Below are 19,696 nucleotides of genomic sequence, written 5' to 3'. Positions count from 1 at the left end.
ATATGTAGATATGAAGAAAGAAGTTTGGATGAAAACGATGAAACGAATCGGAAACTGGATTGTGAATATCTGTTTCTATTCTTGTGTGGCTTTTGTAGCCTGGATGGTATTACAGGTATTTTGCTTGACTTCTTTCAAGATCCCTTCAAACTCGATGGAACCGGCCTTACTTTCGGGAGATAAGATATTAGTGGATAAATGGACCGGAGGGGCACGACTGTTCAATATCTTTGCATCGTTACGGGGTGAGGACGTTCCTATCTATCGTCTGCCGGGCTTTGGCTCGTTTAAAAGGAACGATGTGCTTGTATTTAATTTCCCTTATCAGGATGGGAGTGATAGTATCGGATTCGATATAATGAAGTATTATGTGAAGCGGTGCATTGCTCTTCCGGGAGATACGTTGGAAATACGCAGGGGATATTATCATATCAAGGGGATAAAAGACAGTTTGGGGAATGTGAAGGCACAACATCGGATTTCCCGGGTCAGAAGAGAGGATTCGCGAGGGATTGTGATAGATGCTTTTCCGTGGGACGGACGTTTGGGATGGACCATTCAGGAGTTCGGTCCTCTTCCGGTGCCGGCAAAGGGGCAGGTAGTGAAGATTGATACGTTGTCCCGTTTACTTTATGGAAGATTGATTCATTGGGAACAGAAAAAGAGATTGCAACAAAAGGGGAATTCAGTTTGTCTGGGCGATAGTGTGATAAGAGAATATAAGTTTATGGAGAATTATTATTTCGTATCGGGGGATAATATGGAAAACTCAAAAGATTCCCGCTACTGGGGCATGCTGCCCGAATCATATATTGTGGGAAGAGCATTTACGATATGGCGTTCGGATGATCCTTTGCGTGAAAAAATTCGTTGGGATAGGGTATTTAAAAAAATAAAATGACGGAGATGAAGGTAGATTATATACATATTATACTCCGTGGGGGACTTTTAGCGATAGTGTGCACATTGCTGTCTGTGGTATGGGTAAATGATCCGATGCTTCCGGCAGGTGAACTGTCCGGACAATGGGCTTATCTGGCAAAGGCCGCTATGGGGGCTGCTACAGGACTTTTATTGTTGGCTTTTGTCTATTATAAAAAGAGGTATGATATGGGGAGGGATTTTTATCAGGTAGTTGTCTGGAGTCTTATAGCGTTGGCCGCTTCCGAGGCTGTTTATGGATTAAGACAACTTTATGGTTTTACTTCTTCCCATCATTCTCTATATTCCCTGACCGGGTCTTTTTTTAATCCGGGGCCTTATTCCGGTTATCTGGCCATGGTCTTTCCGCTTTGTCTGGATCAATGGCTAAAATTGCGAAAAAGGATAAATAAAAACTGGATCGAGTGGACCGGATATTATGGGACATTGGCAGTATTGTTTCTTATACTTTGTGTGCTTCCGGCAGGTATGAGCCGTTCGGCATGGTTGGCTGCCATTGTTTCCGGTATTTGGGTATATGGTGTACATAAGTCCTGGCCGGTACATCTGAAGAGGATATGGATGCGTAAAAAAGCAAAGATGATAGCAATTGCTTCGGCTCTGTGCATAGTCGTGCTGGTGGGGGGAGTTTGTCTGTTTTATCTGAAAAAAGATTCAGCCAGTGGACGATTGTTCATGTGGAAAATCAGTACGCAGGCTGTTATGGAAAAACCATTTACAGGGTATGGTCAAGGGAGTTTTGCACTTGCATACGGGACAGCTCAGGAAACTTACTTTGCAAAAGGAGATTATTCTCTACGTGAAGAACTGGTGGCAGGAAGTCCGGAGTATGCTTTTAATGAATATTTGCAGATTGCAGTCGAACGGGGAATTCCGGTTTTGTTCTGTTTCCTGGCTTTTGTTGGTTTTTGCCTGTGGCGAGGTGTCGGCTTGAAGCGTTTAGGCGCATGTGGTGGAATAATCTCGTTGCTGGTGTTTGCTTTTTCTTCTTATCCGATGCAGTTGCCCGCCTTTGTTATCTCTTTCGTGGTTTTATTGATGGCTTGTGTCGCAGATCGTTTTCTTGCCTGGCAACTGGTCTTTGCCTGTGTATTGGGGATTTCCGGATACTATTGGCAGCAGGCGGACGTATATAAAGAGTGTAAAGACTGGGCTAATTGTCGCATGTTATATCAGGCAGGAGCTTATCAAAGTGCCAAAGAAGGCTATGAGCGTTTATATCCGAAGTTGAAGAAAAGAGGGGCCTTTTTATTTGAGTACGGGCATTGTTTGCATAAATTAAAGGAGGCGGATGCTTCAATCTTATTATTAAAAGAGGCTTCTACCCGAAGTTGCGATCCGATGATACTAAATATTATTGGTAAGAATTTTCAGGAAAAGGGAGAATATGCTGAAGCCGAAAAATGGTTATTACGTTCCACTCATTTATTGCCGGGCCGGATTTATCCATATTACTTGCTGGCAAAACTGTATGCTGTTCCTGAGTATTTACAACGGGATAAATTACAGAAAATGGCGGAATTGGTCTTGACTAAAGAACCTAAAGTGCAGTCGACTGCCGTAAGAGAGATGAGAGAAGAAGTTAGGAAGTTACTTGTAAATGTAAGTAACGAAAAAATCGTAAAAAGCAGAAAAGTAAATGATTAATATGTTTTAAATGCAAAAAAAGTCTGCTTTTTCTTTTGGCATTTTAAATATTAGCAATTATATTTAGGGTCTCGATTGAGGTCATTCCGGCTTTGGTTTCAGTGCCGGCTATATTTGTTCTCCGGAAATAGGATATCAGATAAGCAGGTTTCTACCGTGAAGAGGAATGAGCATAATAGTGAGAATAGAGGATGAAATGTGATAGGATTATCTGATTTTTTACGGATTAACCGGGGTGAAATGTTTTTTGTCCACCTCTGTTTGTAACGTAAAAATCGTAAATGGCAAATTATCAGTGTTTTAATGGCAGTGTGCCAGCAGAATTTAGTCCGCCATTTATTTTGTGTGTTAGAAAATAACCAACTATATTTGCAACCATAAATTAATAGAGAAAAGTTTAATAACATTATGAAAAACCAATATCCCTTCTATACGCTTTGCCTGGCATTGGCAATGCTGACAGCTTGTTCCGGTGAGAAGAAAGAAAGTGCTTCTGAAAAAGGAGTGGAAACTGTGTTGCCCGACACGAAAAATGAAGTGTCCGTTATGACCTTGAAGAAGCAGGTATTCAACCATGAACTGGTGAGTAATGGAAAAGTATCTGCCAAGGGAATGGCTGATCTGAGATTTGAAAGTGGTGAGGTGATAGCTCATATTTGGGTGAAGAACGGAGACCGGGTGCAGAAGGGACAAAAGTTGGCAGAGTTGGATAAGTTCAAACTTGACAATCTGTTGTCACAGGCAGAAGATGCTTTGAAAAAATCCGAGCTCGAGTTGCGTGATGTGCTTATCAGTCAAGGTTATCCGGCAGATGATATCAGTCAGGTACCTGAAGAAACCATGAAATTGGCGAAGGTGAAGAGTGGTTATGACCAAAGTAAATCGCAATATGAAATGGCAAAATACAATGCAGAGCATGCTACATTGATAGCACCTTTTGCCGGGGTAGTTGCTAACTTGTTTTCGAAGCCTTATAATCTGGCGAATACTTCGGAAATATTCTGTACGGTGATCGATATGCAGGGAATGGAAGTAGACTTTACCGTGCTGGAAAGTGAGTTGCCTTTAATAAAGAATGGAGATAAGGTGGTGATTAAACCTTATTCTGATGCGGCGACAGTACATGAAGGAAATATATCGGAAATCAATCCATTGGTGGACGATAAAGGAATGGTGAAGGTGAAAGCCCGGGTGAACGGGGCAGGCAGACTGTTTAGCGGAATGAATGTGCGTGTCAGTGTGCACCGTTCGTTGGGAGAGCAGTTGGTGATTCCTAAAAGTGCAGTGGTGCTTCGGTCGGGCAAACAGGTTGTGTTTACTTTGAAAGATGGAAAGATGGCTCAGTGGAACTATATTCATACCGCTCTGGAAAATGCTGACAGCTATAGTGTTGCCGATGGACTGACAGAAGGAGATACTGTAATTGTAACCGGAAACATCAATCTGGCACACGAAGCTCCGGTCACTATCATTGAATAAGGATGAATCACTAACACAAAACAATTATGATTAAATTCCTGATACAACGTCCCATTGCCGTATTGATGGCTTTTACGGCTTGCTTCATAGTGGGGTTGGTGACGTATTTCACGTTGCCGGTATCGTTGCTGCCGGATATCTCTATCCCAGAGATTACCGTACAGGTAGCAGCGAAGAATACTTCGGCACGTGAATTGGAAAACACAGTAGTGAAGCCTATCCGCCAGCAATTGATTCAAGTGGCTGCTTTGAAAGACATGTCCAGCGAAACACGTGATGGTGCAGGTATTATCCGGCTTAATTTTGATTTTGGTACCAATACGGATTTGGCGTTCATAGAGGTCAATGAAAAAATTGATGCGGCTATGAATTATCTGCCAAAAGATACAGACCGTCCGAAGGTGATTAAGGCAAGTGCAACCGATATTCCGGTGTTCTATCTGAACCTGACCCTGAAGACGGACAGTGCTTATGAAGAGACAGATCAAAGGGCATTTCTGAATTTATGTGAGTTTTCCGAATCGGTCATCAAGCGCCGTATCGAACAATTGCCCGAAGTGGCAATGGTAGACGTTACCGGATTATTGGAAAGACAGTTGCAGATTGTGCCTGATATGGACAAACTGGCTATGCTCGAATTGTCTATTGAAGATATTGAAACGGCTTTGGCACAAAACAATGTGGAGCCGGGGAGTATGACTGTGCGGGATGGATACTATGAATACAACATTAAATTTTCTACTTTACTTCGTACCTCGGAAGATGTGGAGAACATTTATATCCGGAAGGGAGACCGTATCATACAGTTGAAAGAATTCTGTCGCATAGCGGTGGTGCCGGTTAAAGAAAAAGGAGTATCCGTTTCGAACGGAAAGAGAGCGGTGACTCTTGCCATCATTAAGCAAGCTGACGAAAACATGGATAAAATGAAGGAGGCACTGTCGGAAACGATGGACTATTTCAAAAAGATCTATCCGGATATCGAGTTTAGTGTGAGCCGAAATCAAACTGAACTGCTGGATTATACGATATCCAATCTCCAGCAGAATCTTTCACTTGGTTTCTTCTTTATTTGTATTGTTGCCGTACTGTTCCTGGGCGATATCAAATCTCCTTTTATTATTGGACTGAGTATGGTGGTATCCATCGTCATCAGTTTCTTGTTTTTCTACTTGTGTAAGATGTCTCTCAACATCATCTCCCTGTCCGGATTGATCCTTGCATTGGGTATGATGATCGACAGTTCGATTATTGTAACTGAAAATATATCACAATACCGGGAAAAGGGCTATTCGTTGAGGAGAGCCTGTGTGGCAGGAACAAGCGAGGTGGTAACTCCTATGCTTAGTTCTTCTTTTACGACAATTGCCGTATTTGTGCCTTTGGTATTTATGAGCGGTATCGCAGGTGCTATTTTTTACGATCAGGCCTTTGCCGTAACGGTAGGACTGATGGTTTCATATTTTACAGGTATCATGTTGCTTCCTGTTTTGTATATGTTGGTCTATCGTACCGGAATAAAAGGAGGGCCGAAGTGGCTGAGGCTGAAGATTAACAATCCGTTGAAAGAACATACCTTGGATCGTTTCTATGATAAAGGAGTCGATTGGGTATTTAGCCATAAAACGCTGAGTGTACTGTTCTGCGTTATTTCTTTCCCGCTATGTATTTTCTTTTTCTTCTTTATTGATAAGGAGAGAATGCCGGACATCGATGAAAATGAATTGATCACCCGTATCGAATGGAACGAGAACATCCATGTGGACGAAAATCAGCGTCGTGTAGACGAGTTGTTCCGTGAGTTGCAGGGGCAATCTGTAGAGCAGACGGCCTCCATCGGACTGCAGGATTACATCTTAAATCGTGAGCAGGAGTTGTCGTCATCAGAGGCAGAACTGTATTTTAAGACAGAAACTTCGAAGGAGATTGCTCCGTTGCAGTCAGAGATTTATAAAAGGCTGAAAGAGCGCTATCCCTTGGCGGTAATTTCGTTTTCTCCACCGGAGACTGTTTTTGAAAAACTGTTTGTGACAGGGGAGGCTGATATTGTGGCCGAGTTGTATGCCCGTAATAAAGACAAGGCACCCGAACCTGGTACCTTACGCGGACTGGAACAGACGTTCAGGCAAAAAACGGGAATACCTCCGACGGGTATTGCTTTCGAAAATCAGTTGAACCTTAGCATTAACCAGGAAAAGTTATTGTTGTATCAAATCTCTTATAATGAACTGTACCGGGTGCTGAGAACTGCTTTCAAAGAGAACAGTGTAGCTATGTTGCATTCTTATCAACAATATCTGCCTATCAGCATTGCAGGAGACGAAAAAACGGTCAATCAGGTTTTGCAGGAAACATTGATTCAGACCCAACCGGATAGTAAGACGGGAGAGGTGAACTTCATCCCCTTGCGTGAGTTGATAAAGGTAACTCCCGCCGAAGATTTAAAGAGCATCACGGCCGGAAGAAACGGAGAGTATATTCCTTATAAATTCTATGGAGTGGAGGATGCCGAACAGTTAATGACTGAGGTGAAAGAAGTGACTAATGAAACAGGAGATTGGGACATCGGCTTTTCCGGTAGTTTCTTTTCCAATCAGAAGATGCTGGACGAGTTGGTCGTGATTCTGTTCATTTCATTGTTGCTGATGTATTTTATTTTGGCAGCCCAGTTCGAGAGCTTTATGCAACCCTTGCTGGTATTGATGGAAATACCGATTGACGTGGCATTTGCATTGGTACTGCTCTGGATATGCGGACATACATTGAATCTGATGTCGGCCATCGGGTTGATTGTGACTTGCGGTATCGTGATCAATGACTCTATCCTGAAGTTGGATGCTATTAATGAATTGCGTAAAGAAGGGGTACCTTTGCTGGAAGCCATTCACGAAGCCGGGCGCAGAAGATTACGTCCGATCATTATGACATCATTGACCACCATCTTCGCAATGGTCCCGTTGCTGTTCTCGTACGACCTTGGATCCGAGCTTCAGAAGCCGCTTTCCATTGCCATGATTGGTACCATGACGATCGGTACACTGGTGAGTTTGTTTATCATCCCTTTACTGTACTGGTTTATTTATAGAAATAAAGTAAAACGATAGATATGAAGAAAAGATATTATATAGTAATGGCAACTTTGCTGCTTGGAGTTTCTGTAGCGAAGTCTCAGGATCATATAAAACTTGATTTGCAGAAAACGATACAATTGGCCAATGATAGTTCACTGGAAGCATTCCGCACACAGAATATGTATCTTTCCGGTTACTGGGAGTACCGGACTTACAAGGCCAACCGTCTGCCGAGCCTTACTTTGAATATGACTCCCGCCGAATATAACCGGGATATTACCAAGCGATACGATTCGGAAAATGACTTGGATGTTTATCGTAGTCAACAGTCGTTTTATGCTTCCGGTAATCTGGCTATCCAGCAGAATTTCGACTTGACGGGTGGTACTTTCTATCTGCAATCTCAATTGGGATATATGCGCAGTTTTGGCGGAAGTAAGTCGACACAGTTTACCAGTGTGCCCATCCGACTGGGATATTCACAAAGTCTGGTAGGATATAATTCGTTCAAGTGGGAAAGAAAAATAGAACCCCTTAAATACGAGAAAGTAAAGAAGGAGTTTGTATATAATGTGGAGGCTGTATCCGTGCAGGCTACTACCTATTTCTTTAACCTGGCAATGGCGCAGGCTGAATATAATCTGGCCAAAGAGAATATGGTGTCGTCGGATACGTTATACAGCATTGGAGTACAGCGTCAGAAGATAGCAGCCATTTCGAAGGCGGACCTGTTGACATTGAAACTGGACGTGGTAAATGCACGCAATACATTGCAAAATAAAGCGAGTGCCTTGAAACGTGCTATGTTTTCTTTGGTTTCTTTCCTGAATTTGGATAAGAATACGGTTATTGATATCGATTTGCCCGTACGTCCGCAGGAATTGGTGATACCTGTGGATAAGGCTTTGCAGATGGCACATGAAAACAATCCTCAGCTACTGGGATTGAAGCAGAATGTACTTGAAGCCGAACGCAATGTGGATAAAACCAAAAAAGAATCACGTTTTAATGCGAGTGTGAACGCCAGTATCGGTTTCAACCAGGTAGCTGATAACTTTGGGGATGTGTACCATAAACCCATGCAGCAGGATTTGGTGTCGGTCAGTGTCAGCATTCCATTGGTGGACTGGGGGGTAAGAAAGGGTAAGTATAACATGGCCCGCAATAACCTGAATGTGGTGAAGACTTCTGCCCGTCAGGATGAAATCAGTCTGGATGAAGAAGTGATTATGACTGTAAACGATTTCAATATCCAGCAAAACCTGATAACCAGTGCCGAAGAAGCACTTGATCTTTCCATTCTGGCTTATAACGAAACCCGCCAGCGGTTTATCATCGGGAAAGCGGACATCAACAGTCTGACTCTGTCCCTGAACCGTCAGCAGGAAGCACAGCAGAACTATATTTCCGCTTTACAGAACTATTGGCTGAACTATTATAAGATACGTAAACTGACGTTGCATGACTTTGTTACCGGAATCCCGCTGACTGAAAAGTTTGACTATGCGGGGGGACAATTGGTGAGATAGTGCTACCTAACATTGAAACGATGGATAATCCTTCTAAAATAAAAGCGCAGACGAAAGCCTCTTCTTTCACGCTGATTGTCGCCTTTATATGCGTGGCGTTGATTGGTTTGGCCTTGATTCCCCTGCTCCCCGTAAAACTGAATCCTTCAAGAACTTTACCGGGTTTTACGGTACAGTTCAGTATGCCCGGCACTTCGTCGAGGGTAGTGGAGATAGAGGCAACCAGTAAACTGGAGGCCATGTTGGCACGTATTAAAGGTATAAAGAACATCTATTCTACCTCCGATAACGGTTCGGGGAGCATCACCATTGAATTGGACAAGTATGCGGATATAGATGCGGTACGTTTTGAGGCATCAACCATTATCCGGCAGACCTGGCCTCAGCTTCCCGACGGAGTGAGCTATCCCTATATCAGGATGAAGCGTCCGGACGATAATGCCTCACGTCCTTTTATGTCGTTTACACTTAATGCTCCTTCTACTCCCATCTTGATTCAGCAATATGCCGATGAACATATCAAGACGAGGCTGGCACAGATTCAGGGTATCTATAAGATAGACTTGAGCGGAGCCACACCCATGGAGTGGGTGTTGGAGTATGATAGCGAACAACTGAGACGATTGGGTATTTCTTTGAGCGATATTCAGCAGGCTGTTGCCCGCTATTATCAAAAAGAGTTTCTGGGTACTTATAATATCGAGTCGGCTTCAGGTGGTAAAGAGTGGATCCGGCTGGCCCTGATGCCCGAATATAAAGAGGAAGGATTCGATGCTTCCCGTATCCGGGTGAAAAGTACAGAAGGAAAATTGATCAGTCTGAACGAGCTTGTAACGGTGAGCCACATGGAGGAAGCTCCTCAGAGCTATTATCGTATCAACGGACTTAACTCCATTTATTTGTCGATTACAGCCGAGGAAACTGCCAACCAGTTGCAACTGAGTACACAGGTTAAAGAAGAGATGGAGGCGATACAGAAAGTGTTGCCTGCCGGATATGAGATCCACACAAGCTACGATGCTACGGAATTTATTCACGAAGAGCTGAATAAGATTTATTTGCGTACCGGGCTTACGGTCCTGATTCTGCTGTTTTTTGTGCTGCTTATCACGTTGAATCCACGCTATTTGTTTTTGATCGTGGTCAGTCTGAGTATCAATATAGCCGTGGCGGTGATTTTCTATTACCTTTTCGGACTGGAAATGCAGCTCTACTCGCTCGCCGGTATTACGGTTTCGCTCAATCTGGTGATAGACAATACGATTGTGATGACCGACCATATCCTGCACCGGCGTAACCTGAAAGCCTTTATGTCCATTCTGGCTGCGACCCTGACTACAATGGGAGCTTTGGTCATCATTTTCTTCCTTGACGAGAAGATACGGTTGAATCTGCAAGATTTTGCAGCCGTAGTGATTATCAATCTGGCTGTATCTCTGTTCGTAGCTCTTTTCTTCGTACCGGCTCTGATCGAAAAGATCGGGTTAAGAAAGAGAAAGCGCCGTCAGACCAAATCCCGTTTCTTCCTTCTTCGTGCTTCTCTTCCGCGGAGAATAACAGTTTACTTTACCCGTTTCTATGGCTGGATGATACGTAAATTATGCCGTTGGCGTGTGGTTGTCTGCATCTTGTTGGTACTGTTGTTCGGACTTCCGGTATTTATGCTGCCGGAAAAGATGGAAGGTGAAGGGCGTGCCGTGGAGTGGTATAACAAGACCTTAGGATCATCTACTTACAAAGAAAAAGTGAAACCGGTTGTGGACAAAGCACTGGGAGGCAGTTTGCGCCTGTTTATCCAGAAGGTATACGAAGGCAGTTATTTCACCCGGAACGAAGAAGTGGTATTGTATGTTCATGCCAATCTTCCGAACGGCAGTACGTTGGAGCAGATGAATGAACTGATCAAAAAGATGGAGATTTATCTGAGTCAGTTTAAGGAAATCAAACAGTTCCAGACTTCGGTGTACAGTGCCCGTCGTGGTAATATTAATGTCTATTTTACCAAAGAGCATCAGAATAGCGGTTTCCCCTATACACTGAAGGCAAATATTATCAGCAAAGCCTTGCAATTGGGTGGAGGCAGCTGGGGGGTATACGGTTTGCAGGATCAGGGGTTCAGTAATGATGTGCGTGAGGGAGCCGGTTCCTTCCAGGTGAAGATGTATGGATACAATTACGATGAATTGTATGAATGGGCTGAGAAGTTGAAAGCCAAATTGCTGACTCACCGACGGATCAAGGAAGTTATAATAAACTCTTATTTCTCTTATTGGAAAGACGATTATCAAGAGTTCTACTTTGACCTCAACCGGGAACGTATGGCACAGGAGAACATCAATGCCAATATTCTGTTCTCTACGATCCGCCCTATTTATGGTAAGAATATGGAGATCGGATCGGTAGTGGCGGATAATGGTTCGGAAAAAATAAAGCTTTCCTCCAAACAGTCTCAGGAGTATGACATTTGGGCCATGCAATATTTTCCGTACGGAACGGATGACAAACAGTATAAACTGTCTGAACTGGCTACTATGGAAAAGGGACAAATGCCGCAACAGGTTGCCAAAGAGAATCAGCAATACAGGTTGTGCCTGCAATACGAATATATCGGTTCGGGGGAACAAGGAAATAAAATTCTGAAACGTGACCTGGAGGAGTTTAACAAAGAACTCCCGATGGGGTATACGGCTCAATCGGAGCGGGATAGCTGGGGATGGGGAAAGAAAGATAATAAGCAATATCTGCTTTTGCTGGTAGTGATTGCCATTATCTTTTTCACGACAAGTATCTTGTTTAATTCATTGAAACAGCCTTTGGCTATCATATTTATTATTCCGGTGTCATATATCGGTGTATTCCTGACGTTCTATTGGTTTAAGCTGAACTTTGACCAGGGAGGTTTTGCTTCGTTTGTTTTATTGTGTGGTATTACGGTGAACGCCAGTATCTATATTCTTAACGAGTATAACGCCATTCGTAGACGTTCTCCCCGAATGTCGGCCTTGAGGGCCTATACCAAGGCTTGGAATGCGAAGATCATTCCTATCTTCCTGACAGTTGTCTCTACGATCCTTGGCTTTATTCCTTTCATGGTAGGTACAGATAAGGAAGCATTCTGGTTTCCATTGGCCGCAGGAACCATCGGTGGGTTAGTTATGTCAATCATCGGAATCTTCTTCTTCCTTCCGGTATTTGTGCTGAAGAAGAGAGTGGGGAAACGATGAACAAATACTCTTTCCACCACAGAGGGCACAGAGTAACACAGAGAAGAAATGAAGTTATTGATTGGGGATATTCCTAAAATAAGAAAATTAAAGGCAACTGATTCATTGCGGGTTAGTTGCCTTTTTTGTGTCTTTAAGCAGGGACATTTACTGAATATCCCTGCTTATCAATAAAAAAACTTTGTGTTACTCTGTGCTCTCTGTGGTGAATCCTGTTCATCGTTCAAAACCGTTTATAAGTCTTGATCTTCATTCTTCACCATCCCTTTGAATTTATCGGGGAGTGCACTTTCTACAGCAGTATAGGCTTCTGCCATGGTAGCTTTAATGTTATCCGCTCCCCGACCTTTCGGGGGGATAGGGTCATGTATGGTCAGAATCATGCGGTGGCGGTGAATCCATTTGCCGGTTCGTGGCAGGATTTCAAAAGATCCGTCTATGGTCACAGGAACTACGGCAAGTTGGAGGTCGTCCGCCAGTTGAAAAGCTCCTTTCTTAAAATATCCCATATGCCCGGTGAAAGACCGTGCCCCTTCCGGGAAGACCACTAATGACACACCGTCCTTCAGAGAGTCTTTGGCCTGGCGAATGGTTTCAAGTACCTTCTTCGGACCCGACCGGTCTACGAAAATATGTCCGGCACTTTCGCATGCTTTTCCTACAAAAGGTATTTTACGTAGACTTTTCTTCATCATCCATTTAAAGTTACGTCCTAAAAAGCCGTAAATGAGGAAGATGTCGAACGAGCCTTGATGATTGGGTACGAAGATGTAAGAGGTCCTTCCATGTAGCTTTTCGCGTCCACGCACTTTTACCGGAATCAACAGGAAAAGGCAGATCAACTGTGACCAGATTTTCCCCGGATAATATCCCCAGATGTGGGCACCTCCCAATAATGAACCAATGATGGTGACAATCGCCGTGAGGATAGTCAATACTAACAAAATGGGCAATGCAATGCAGATTTGATAAATATAGTATAGTATCTTCATAATGATTTTGATTTTAGCTTGTGCAAAAATAAACAAAATAATATTGCTGTCCTGAATAATTGCTAACTTTGTTTCAAATTTCAATAGCATGATACGTATACTACATACAGCCGATTGGCATTTGGGACAAACCTTTTTCGGATATGACCGGACACAGGAACATGAACACTTTCTGGACTGGCTGGCCGGTGTCCTGACTAAGAACAAAATTGATGTACTGATTGTTGCCGGAGACGTTTTCGATGTTTCCAATCCGTCTGCCGCCTCGCAGCGAATGTTCTATCGTTTCATTCACCGGGTGACAACCGAGAACCCGGGATTGCAGTTGGTCATTGTAGCCGGAAACCATGATTCGGCTGCCCGGTTGGAGTCACCTCTGCCGTTGTTGCAGGAGATGCGGACGGAGATTAAGGGGATTGTCCGTAAACAGAATGGCAAAATAGATTATGAGCATTTGCTGGTAGAATTGAAGAATGCGGCGGGGGAGGTAGAAGCACTATGCCTGGCGGTACCTTTCTTGCGACAGGGAGACTATCCGGTGGTAGAGACTGAAGGCAATCCGTATGCGGAAGGGGTGAAGGAACTGTATGCCCGTTTGTTGAAATATGCGTTGAAGAAGCGGACTGACGGACAGGCATTGGTGGCTGTCGGACACCTGCTGGCAACCGGTTCGGAGATTGCCGAGAAAGATCATAGTGAGCGCATCATCATCGGTGGTCTGGAGAGTGTATCGCCCGAGTCTTTTCCCGAACAGATTGTTTATACGGCTTTAGGGCATATCCATAAGGCTCAGCGCGTATCGGGAAGGGAGAATATCCGTTATGCCGGTAGTCCCTTACCTATGTCGTTTGCCGAGAAGCATTATCACCACGGAGTGGTAAAAGTGACCCTGGATGAAGGTTGGGCGGTTGAGATAGAGAAACTTGAATATACTCCGTTGGTGCGTTTGCTAAGTATCCCTGCCACAGAAGCTGCGGCTCCGGATGAGGTGCTGGATGAATTGCGCGGGCTGGAACTACCGGAAGATGAACCGATGCCCTATCTAGAAGTCAAGGTGAAACTAAGCGAACCGGAGCCGATGTTGCGGCAGCAAGTGGAAGAAATACTGGAAGGCAAGCCGGTCCGGCTGGCCCGTATTGTTTCTTCTTACAGGCAGGCGGCAGAGGGGAGCGTGGAAGAAGAAGTCCTGACCGCCGGATTGCAGGAGATGAATCCCTTACAGATTGTGAAAGCAACCTTTGAGAACAGTTACCAGGCGGAGATGCCGGAAGAACTGGTAAATTTGTTCCAGGAGGCTTGCCGGACCATCAATTTAGAATGAATCAAATAGGAATTCACCACAGATTACCAGAGATTACACAGATCACCATTAGGATTCACACAGATCTTTTAATCTTTACTATCAACGAGATCATCTATTGATCTGTGTTAATCCGTGTAATCTGTGGTGAAAGCAAACCGAATAACCATGAAGATACTAACCATACGATTAAAGAACCTGGCTTCCATAGAAGGAACCTTTGAAATTGATTTCCAAGCCGAGCCTTTACGTTCTGCCGGGATTTTTGCGATATCCGGTCCTACGGGAGCCGGAAAATCGACAATACTGGATGCACTCTGTCTGGCACTGTATGATAAGACACCTCGCTTTTCCGCTTCGGTCGAGAGTCTTTATATGTCAGATATCGGTGAAAGTCGGGTGAATCAGGCCGATGTGAAGAATATCCTTCGGAGAGGGACGGGAGAGGGATTTGCCGAGGTTGATTTTTTAGGAGCGTCCGGACACTGTTATCGTTCTCGTTGGTCGGTACGCCGGACAGGAAGCCGGGCTAACGGTTCTCTGCGGTCGCAGACGATACAAGTGACCGATCTGACTGCCAATCAGGAACTACAGGGAACAAGGAAAGAGTTGTTGGCACAATTGGTGACTTTGGTCGGTTTGACTTACGAACAGTTCACCCGTACGGTGCTGCTTGCCCAGAATGACTTTGCTACTTTCTTGAAATCCCGTGAGTCCGCCAAAGCCGAGTTGCTCGAGAAGCTGACCGGAACGGAGATATACTCCCGTATTTCCAGTGAAATCTATCTGCGTAGCAAAACAGCTGATGCAGAACTGAATCTGTTGAAAAGCAATGCCGCCCTGATCGAACTGCTTTCCGAAGAGGAAATCACTCTTCTACGGACCGAAAAAGAGAGTCTGACCAACCTTCGTGAACAGGGAAGTAAAACCTTGGTAGAATTGAATGCGCAACTATCGGTGCTGCATACTTTGAAGTTGCAACAGGAGCAGCGTGATAAGAAAGTGCAGGACATGCGGCTGGATGAAGAAAAAAGTAAGAAGCTCCGGGAAGAACACACACGCCAGTCCGACTATCTTATTCACTTCAGGGAACAGTGCGAAGCCGTGCAACCCGATCTTAGCCGGGCACGTGAACTGGATGTTCAGATCCAATCACTGGTCAGCCAATCTAAGCAGGCGGAGGAGATACTGCAAGGTGCTGAAAAGGCAGCGACTGCACAAGCCGATAAATTGCAATCTGTGCAGGGAACTCTGCATACTTCCTGCCATGCGTTGAAGAACCTGACGGGAGAGATCGATCTACCGGTTACGGAAGAGACGGGGCTGTTTCTTGAATCTGTTCGGAATAGGCTGAAAGAGCAGGAAGACCACCTTGCCATTCTTCAGAAAGAGAACGAAGAGCGTGTGAACCGTCTGAACGCTTTTGGGGTTGAAGCGGTGACTGACGAGCAAGCCCGATGGATGCAGGAACAAACCCGTTTGCAGAATGCCCGCCAGCAAATGTTGGAATGGGGAAAGGCGAGGACAGAAGCCCAACGTCTGAAAGTACAGCAGGAAGAGGTGGTGCACAAACAAGAACAGATGCGGAAAGAAATGGCCGCTCTGACCACCCGGTTGGCGGAGAAGGAGACTGAACTGAAAGTGCTGCAACGCCTTTTTGAGAATGCCCGTATCGCGATGGGAAAGGACGTTCGGACATTGCGGCAGAATTTGCGTGAGAATGAACCGTGTCCGGTATGTGGGAGCACTGATCATCCTTATAGAAACGAGGAGCAGGTAGTCCATACCCTGTATCATAACATCGAATTGGAGTATCAAACCGCATCTGGTGAGTATCAGCAACTAAATAACCGGAATATCGCCTTGAAACAGGATTTGCTCCATCAGACGGAACTGTCCGGACAGATAACCGTACAGTTGCAGGCGTTGCTCCAGGAGGTTGAGCAGAAACGTCCTTCATCGGAAGAGGAGCAAAATCCGGACTATTTTGAGAAACAACTGCATACCGTACAAGGGAAGCTAAATCTGCTCGCAGAGAAAATGCGCCAATACCAGCAACTCCATAAGGAATGGCAACAGCACGAGGAGCGGATCAGGACACTTCGCTCGGCTTGTGAGGCTTTGCGTGAAGGTGTAGCCCGCTGCCATCTGTTGATGCAGCAGGTTCTGGCTGCTAAAGAGCAATTTACGTTACTGAAAACGGCGGAGATGACTGCTCGGGAACAGTTCCGGGTGGTCAGTGAGCGGTTGATAACTCTCCGTCAGGAACGGGCTCCTCTGTTGAAAGGCAAATCTGTCGAGGATGCGGAAGCCGCTATTCGGAAAAAAGAGAAACAATTAAACGACTCCCTGGAACAGGTGCGCAAGGAGGGAGAAGAAGTCCAGTCGCGTATTTCCGGCATACAGGGAGAGATCAGGCAACTGAACAGTTCCATCGACGAACTGATGCTTCGGAAAGAACAGATAGCCGATCCGGAATATCTGCCGGAGACGATCGCCCGCCAGCAAGCAACCAATCAGGAGACGGAACGTCGTCTGTCCACCGTAGAGGCACGTCTTTTGCAACAGGAGCAAAACCAGAAGAAGCTGAGGCAGCTGGAACAGGAACTGACCGAAAAACAGGAGACGGCCAACCGATGGGGAAAACTCAATAAACTGATTGGCAGTGCGGACGGGACAAAATTTAAGGTGATTGCGCAAAGCTATACGTTGAATCTGTTACTGATGCATGCCAACAAACATCTGTCTTATCTCTCGAAACGTTACCGTTTGCAGCAGGTGCCGGGAACACTCGCCCTGCAAGTGATCGACTGCGATATGTGTGACGAGGTGCGTACCGTCTACTCTCTTTCCGGCGGAGAATCTTTTCTTATCTCCCTGGCGCTGGCTCTCGGGCTGTCGTCTCTTTCGAGCAATAACCTGAGAGTGGAGTCACTTTTCATCGACGAAGGATTCGGTTCGCTCGATGCCGATAGTTTACGCACTGTGATGGAAGCTCTCGAGCAGTTGCAGATGCAAGGACGGAAGATCGGAGTTATCTCGCATGTGCAGGAGATGAGTGAGCGCATTGCCGTACAGGTACAACTCCATCGTGCGGCGAATGGGAAGAGTGCTATCACTTTGACAAATTGATAATCGGAAATCGTTTGGCTGCGTTTTTTCAGGGCGGACGGCGAGCTGAACGGAAAAAACGCCTTATTTTAGCTTCTCTGATTACCGGATGGAAAGAAAATTTTCGTGTTTGCCGGTAGAATGTAAGTGAGGCTCCGCAATCTCTTCCGTAACGTACGTAAGAAAGGAAGAACCGTGTCTTTTTATTGTTCGGGTAAACTCTTGTAAGGACTCACAACTGGAGAAAAAACAGGTCCGATAAGCTAAAAAAACGCTAACAACAGATGTAATGAATAAGAACAATAGGAGATATTTGAAAAAGAAGTAAGCATATTCCGAAAATGCTTACTTCTTTCGGACCGAATGCTTACTTCTTTTCCGGGAAATGCTTACTGCTTTTGCCGAAAATCCCGGCTCTTCACCTCTTCAACCCCGGCTCTTCATCTCCGTAAGACCGGCTTTCCGGCTTTTCTTCCTCTGGTTTGCCGTTTGTTAAAAGAGAGTCTGTTTGTAAAACAGCTTATTTCCTTTCTTAATGTATTCCTATCTGTCGTGATTCCTTTCTTTATGATATTTCCCCTGTCCCGGATATCGAACCCGGTTCTCCTCCATATCCTCCTTTGTGGCGGATACTTTACTTGAACTGCTCTTCGTTCAGCGAGTAGTATTTTCCTTTCAGTGCGAGTAACTCCTGATGGCTGCCTTGCTCGATAATCTCCCCATGTTCCAGCACCAGAATCGTATCAGCATTGCGGATGGTAGACAGGCGGTGAGCAATAATCAGGCTGGTGCGTCCTTGCATCAATTGGTCCAGTCCTTTTTGAATCAGTATTTCACTGCGTGTATCGATGTTGCTTGTTGCCTCGTCCAGCAGCAGGATGGCCGGATCGGCCACTGCCGCGCGGGCGATGTTCAGTAGCTGCCGTTGTCCCTGACTCAGGTTTGCCCCGTCATTTTCGAGTAGCGTGTCGTAGCCCTGTGGCAAACGTTTGATGAATGAATGGGCCGCTGTCAGCCGTGCAGCCGCCACTACCTCTTCATCGGTCGCGTTGAGGCGGCCGAAACGGATGTTCTCCCGTACCGTACCCGTGAAAAGATGTGTATCCTGCAGTACGATGGCCATCGATCGGCGAAGGCTGTCACGCCTGATACGGTCGATGGGATGATTGTCGACGGTGATCTCTCCGGACTGAATGTCAAAGAAGCGCGGCAGCAGGTTCAGTATGGTTGTCTTTCCTGCTCCGGTAGCGCCCACCAAAGCTATCTTCTTTCCGGCGGCCGCATGCAGGGATACTCCTTTCAGGATGGTTTTTTCCGGACGGTAGCCGAAATATACATTCTTCAAGGCTACATCTCCTTTTGTTTTTTCGAGTGTGATGGCATCCGGCGCATCCTCCTGCTCCGGTGCTTCGTCTATGATCTCGAAGATGCGTTCGGCTCCGGCAATGGCTGCCTGTATGCTGTTGTAGAGGCTCGCCAGTTCATTGATGGGGCGTCCGAATTGCCGGGAATATTGCAGGAAAGCCGCCAGTCCGCCCACGTCGAACCCGCGGAAGATGGCCAGTAAGGCTCCCACGATGGTGATGATCACATAGTTCAGCGTATTCAGGTTTTGCATGACCGGCATCATCAGACCCGAGTAGAATTGTGCCTTCAGCGATTTCTCCTTCAGGCTTTGGTTCAGTATCCCGAAGTCCGTTTCCACTTTTTGTTCGTGTCCGAAGACCTTCACCACTTTCTGTCCGCTGATCATTTCTTCCACATAGCCGTTCATCATCCCCAATGACTCCTGTTGTGCTTTGAAGTATTTCCGGCTTCGTTTTACGATTCCTTTGGCGCTGAGGAACATCAGGGGGACAGTAATCAGTGTTACTGCTGTCAGTATCGGACTGATGAAGAGCATCAGACAGAAAATGCCCGCAACTGTCAGTGCGCTCGACAACATGTCGGACAGGCTGTCGGTCAGTGCGTCGCTGATACGGTCTATATCATTGGTGTACCGGCTCATGACATCTCCGTGCTGATGGGTATCGAAGTATTTGACAGGCAAGCGTTCCATCTTTCCGAACAGTTCTTCGCGCATCCGGGTTACGGTGCGTTGCCCGATCTTATTCAGCAGAATATATTCGATGTAAGTAGCCGCTACCCCTGTCAGGTAAATGCCTGCCAGTATCAGCAGGATGCGTACCAATCCGTGGAAGTCTCCCGGCAGGATGTAGTTATTGATAATCGGTCGGAGCATGTACGATCCGGTGAGATTGGCTGCGATGCTCACAACGATCAGTACACCGATTACGATCAGCAACCGTCGGTCGCAGGCCACGTACGATACCAGGCGGAGGAAAGTTTTCTTTCCCGCCTTAGGCTTTCCGCTGTATTTCAGATGATCTCCGTGTGCCAT

10 protein-coding genes are annotated in these 19,696 nt (G+C 45.6%); 8 read left to right on the top strand and 2 right to left on the bottom strand.

Annotation, left to right across the window (positions count from 1 at the left end; genetic code table 11):
• Positions 1 to 10 precede the first annotated feature (10 nt).
• The 6 genes from lepB to G7Y45_RS16485 all read left to right on the top strand — a co-directional run bounded on the left by lepB (position 11) and on the right by G7Y45_RS16485 (position 11,892).
• A complete protein-coding gene (gene lepB / locus G7Y45_RS16510) occupies positions 11 to 901 on the top strand; it encodes a signal peptidase I (protein ID WP_044301888.1) in 891 nt (296 codons plus the stop codon).
• Positions 898 to 2,589 (top strand): O-antigen ligase family protein, encoded by a 1,692-nt coding sequence (locus G7Y45_RS16505; protein WP_005807397.1) that lies wholly within the window; start codon positions 898 to 900, stop codon positions 2,587 to 2,589. Before lepB ends, G7Y45_RS16505 begins: the two co-directional genes overlap by 4 nt.
• Positions 2,590 to 2,997: 408 nt before the next feature.
• The gene (locus G7Y45_RS16500) at positions 2,998 to 4,068 is read left to right on the top strand and encodes an efflux RND transporter periplasmic adaptor subunit (protein WP_005780239.1); all 1,071 of its coding nucleotides are present in this window, start codon (positions 2,998 to 3,000) and stop codon (positions 4,066 to 4,068) included.
• 26 nt (positions 4,069 to 4,094) lie between these two features.
• The gene (locus tag G7Y45_RS16495) at positions 4,095 to 7,172 is read left to right on the top strand and encodes an efflux RND transporter permease subunit (RefSeq protein ID WP_005780238.1); all 3,078 of its coding nucleotides are present in this window, start codon (positions 4,095 to 4,097) and stop codon (positions 7,170 to 7,172) included.
• A 2-nt stretch (positions 7,173 to 7,174) separates the two neighbouring features.
• Positions 7,175 to 8,668 carry a TolC family protein gene (locus G7Y45_RS16490; protein WP_165015785.1) on the top strand — a complete coding sequence of 498 codons (1,494 nt, stop codon included), beginning with the start codon at positions 7,175 to 7,177 and terminating at the stop codon, positions 8,666 to 8,668.
• A 20-nt stretch (positions 8,669 to 8,688) separates the two neighbouring features.
• A complete protein-coding gene (locus G7Y45_RS16485) occupies positions 8,689 to 11,892 on the top strand; it encodes an efflux RND transporter permease subunit (protein WP_005823413.1) in 3,204 nt (1,067 codons plus the stop codon).
• Positions 11,893 to 12,125: 233 nt separating this feature from the next.
• Here G7Y45_RS16485 and G7Y45_RS16480 read toward each other — a convergent pair whose 3' ends face one another.
• On the bottom strand, positions 12,126 to 12,884 hold the full coding sequence (locus G7Y45_RS16480) for a 1-acyl-sn-glycerol-3-phosphate acyltransferase (protein WP_165015788.1): 759 nt from the start codon (positions 12,882 to 12,884) through the stop codon (positions 12,126 to 12,128).
• An 88-nt stretch (positions 12,885 to 12,972) separates the two neighbouring features.
• Between G7Y45_RS16480 and G7Y45_RS16475 the strand changes: the two genes are divergently transcribed.
• Both G7Y45_RS16475 and G7Y45_RS16470 read left to right on the top strand, forming a co-directional pair.
• Positions 12,973 to 14,205, top strand: coding sequence for an exonuclease SbcCD subunit D C-terminal domain-containing protein (locus G7Y45_RS16475; RefSeq protein WP_165015791.1), 1,233 nt, complete (start codon positions 12,973 to 12,975; stop codon positions 14,203 to 14,205).
• A 147-nt stretch (positions 14,206 to 14,352) separates the two neighbouring features.
• Positions 14,353 to 17,316 (top strand): AAA family ATPase, encoded by a 2,964-nt coding sequence (locus G7Y45_RS16470; RefSeq protein ID WP_165015794.1) that lies wholly within the window; start codon positions 14,353 to 14,355, stop codon positions 17,314 to 17,316.
• Between the two features lie 613 nt (positions 17,317 to 17,929).
• On the opposite strand, the gene G7Y45_RS16465 is transcribed toward G7Y45_RS16470, so the two are convergent.
• A complete protein-coding gene (locus G7Y45_RS16465; protein ID WP_165015797.1) occupies positions 17,930 to 19,696 on the bottom strand; it encodes an ABC transporter ATP-binding protein in 1,767 nt (588 codons plus the stop codon).

The sequence above is a fragment of the Bacteroides sp. ZJ-18 genome (assembly GCF_011038705.2).
Classification (GTDB): Bacteria; Bacteroidota; Bacteroidia; order Bacteroidales; family Bacteroidaceae; genus Bacteroides; species Bacteroides hominis.
This window is presented reverse-complemented; position numbering and strand designations above follow the sequence as displayed.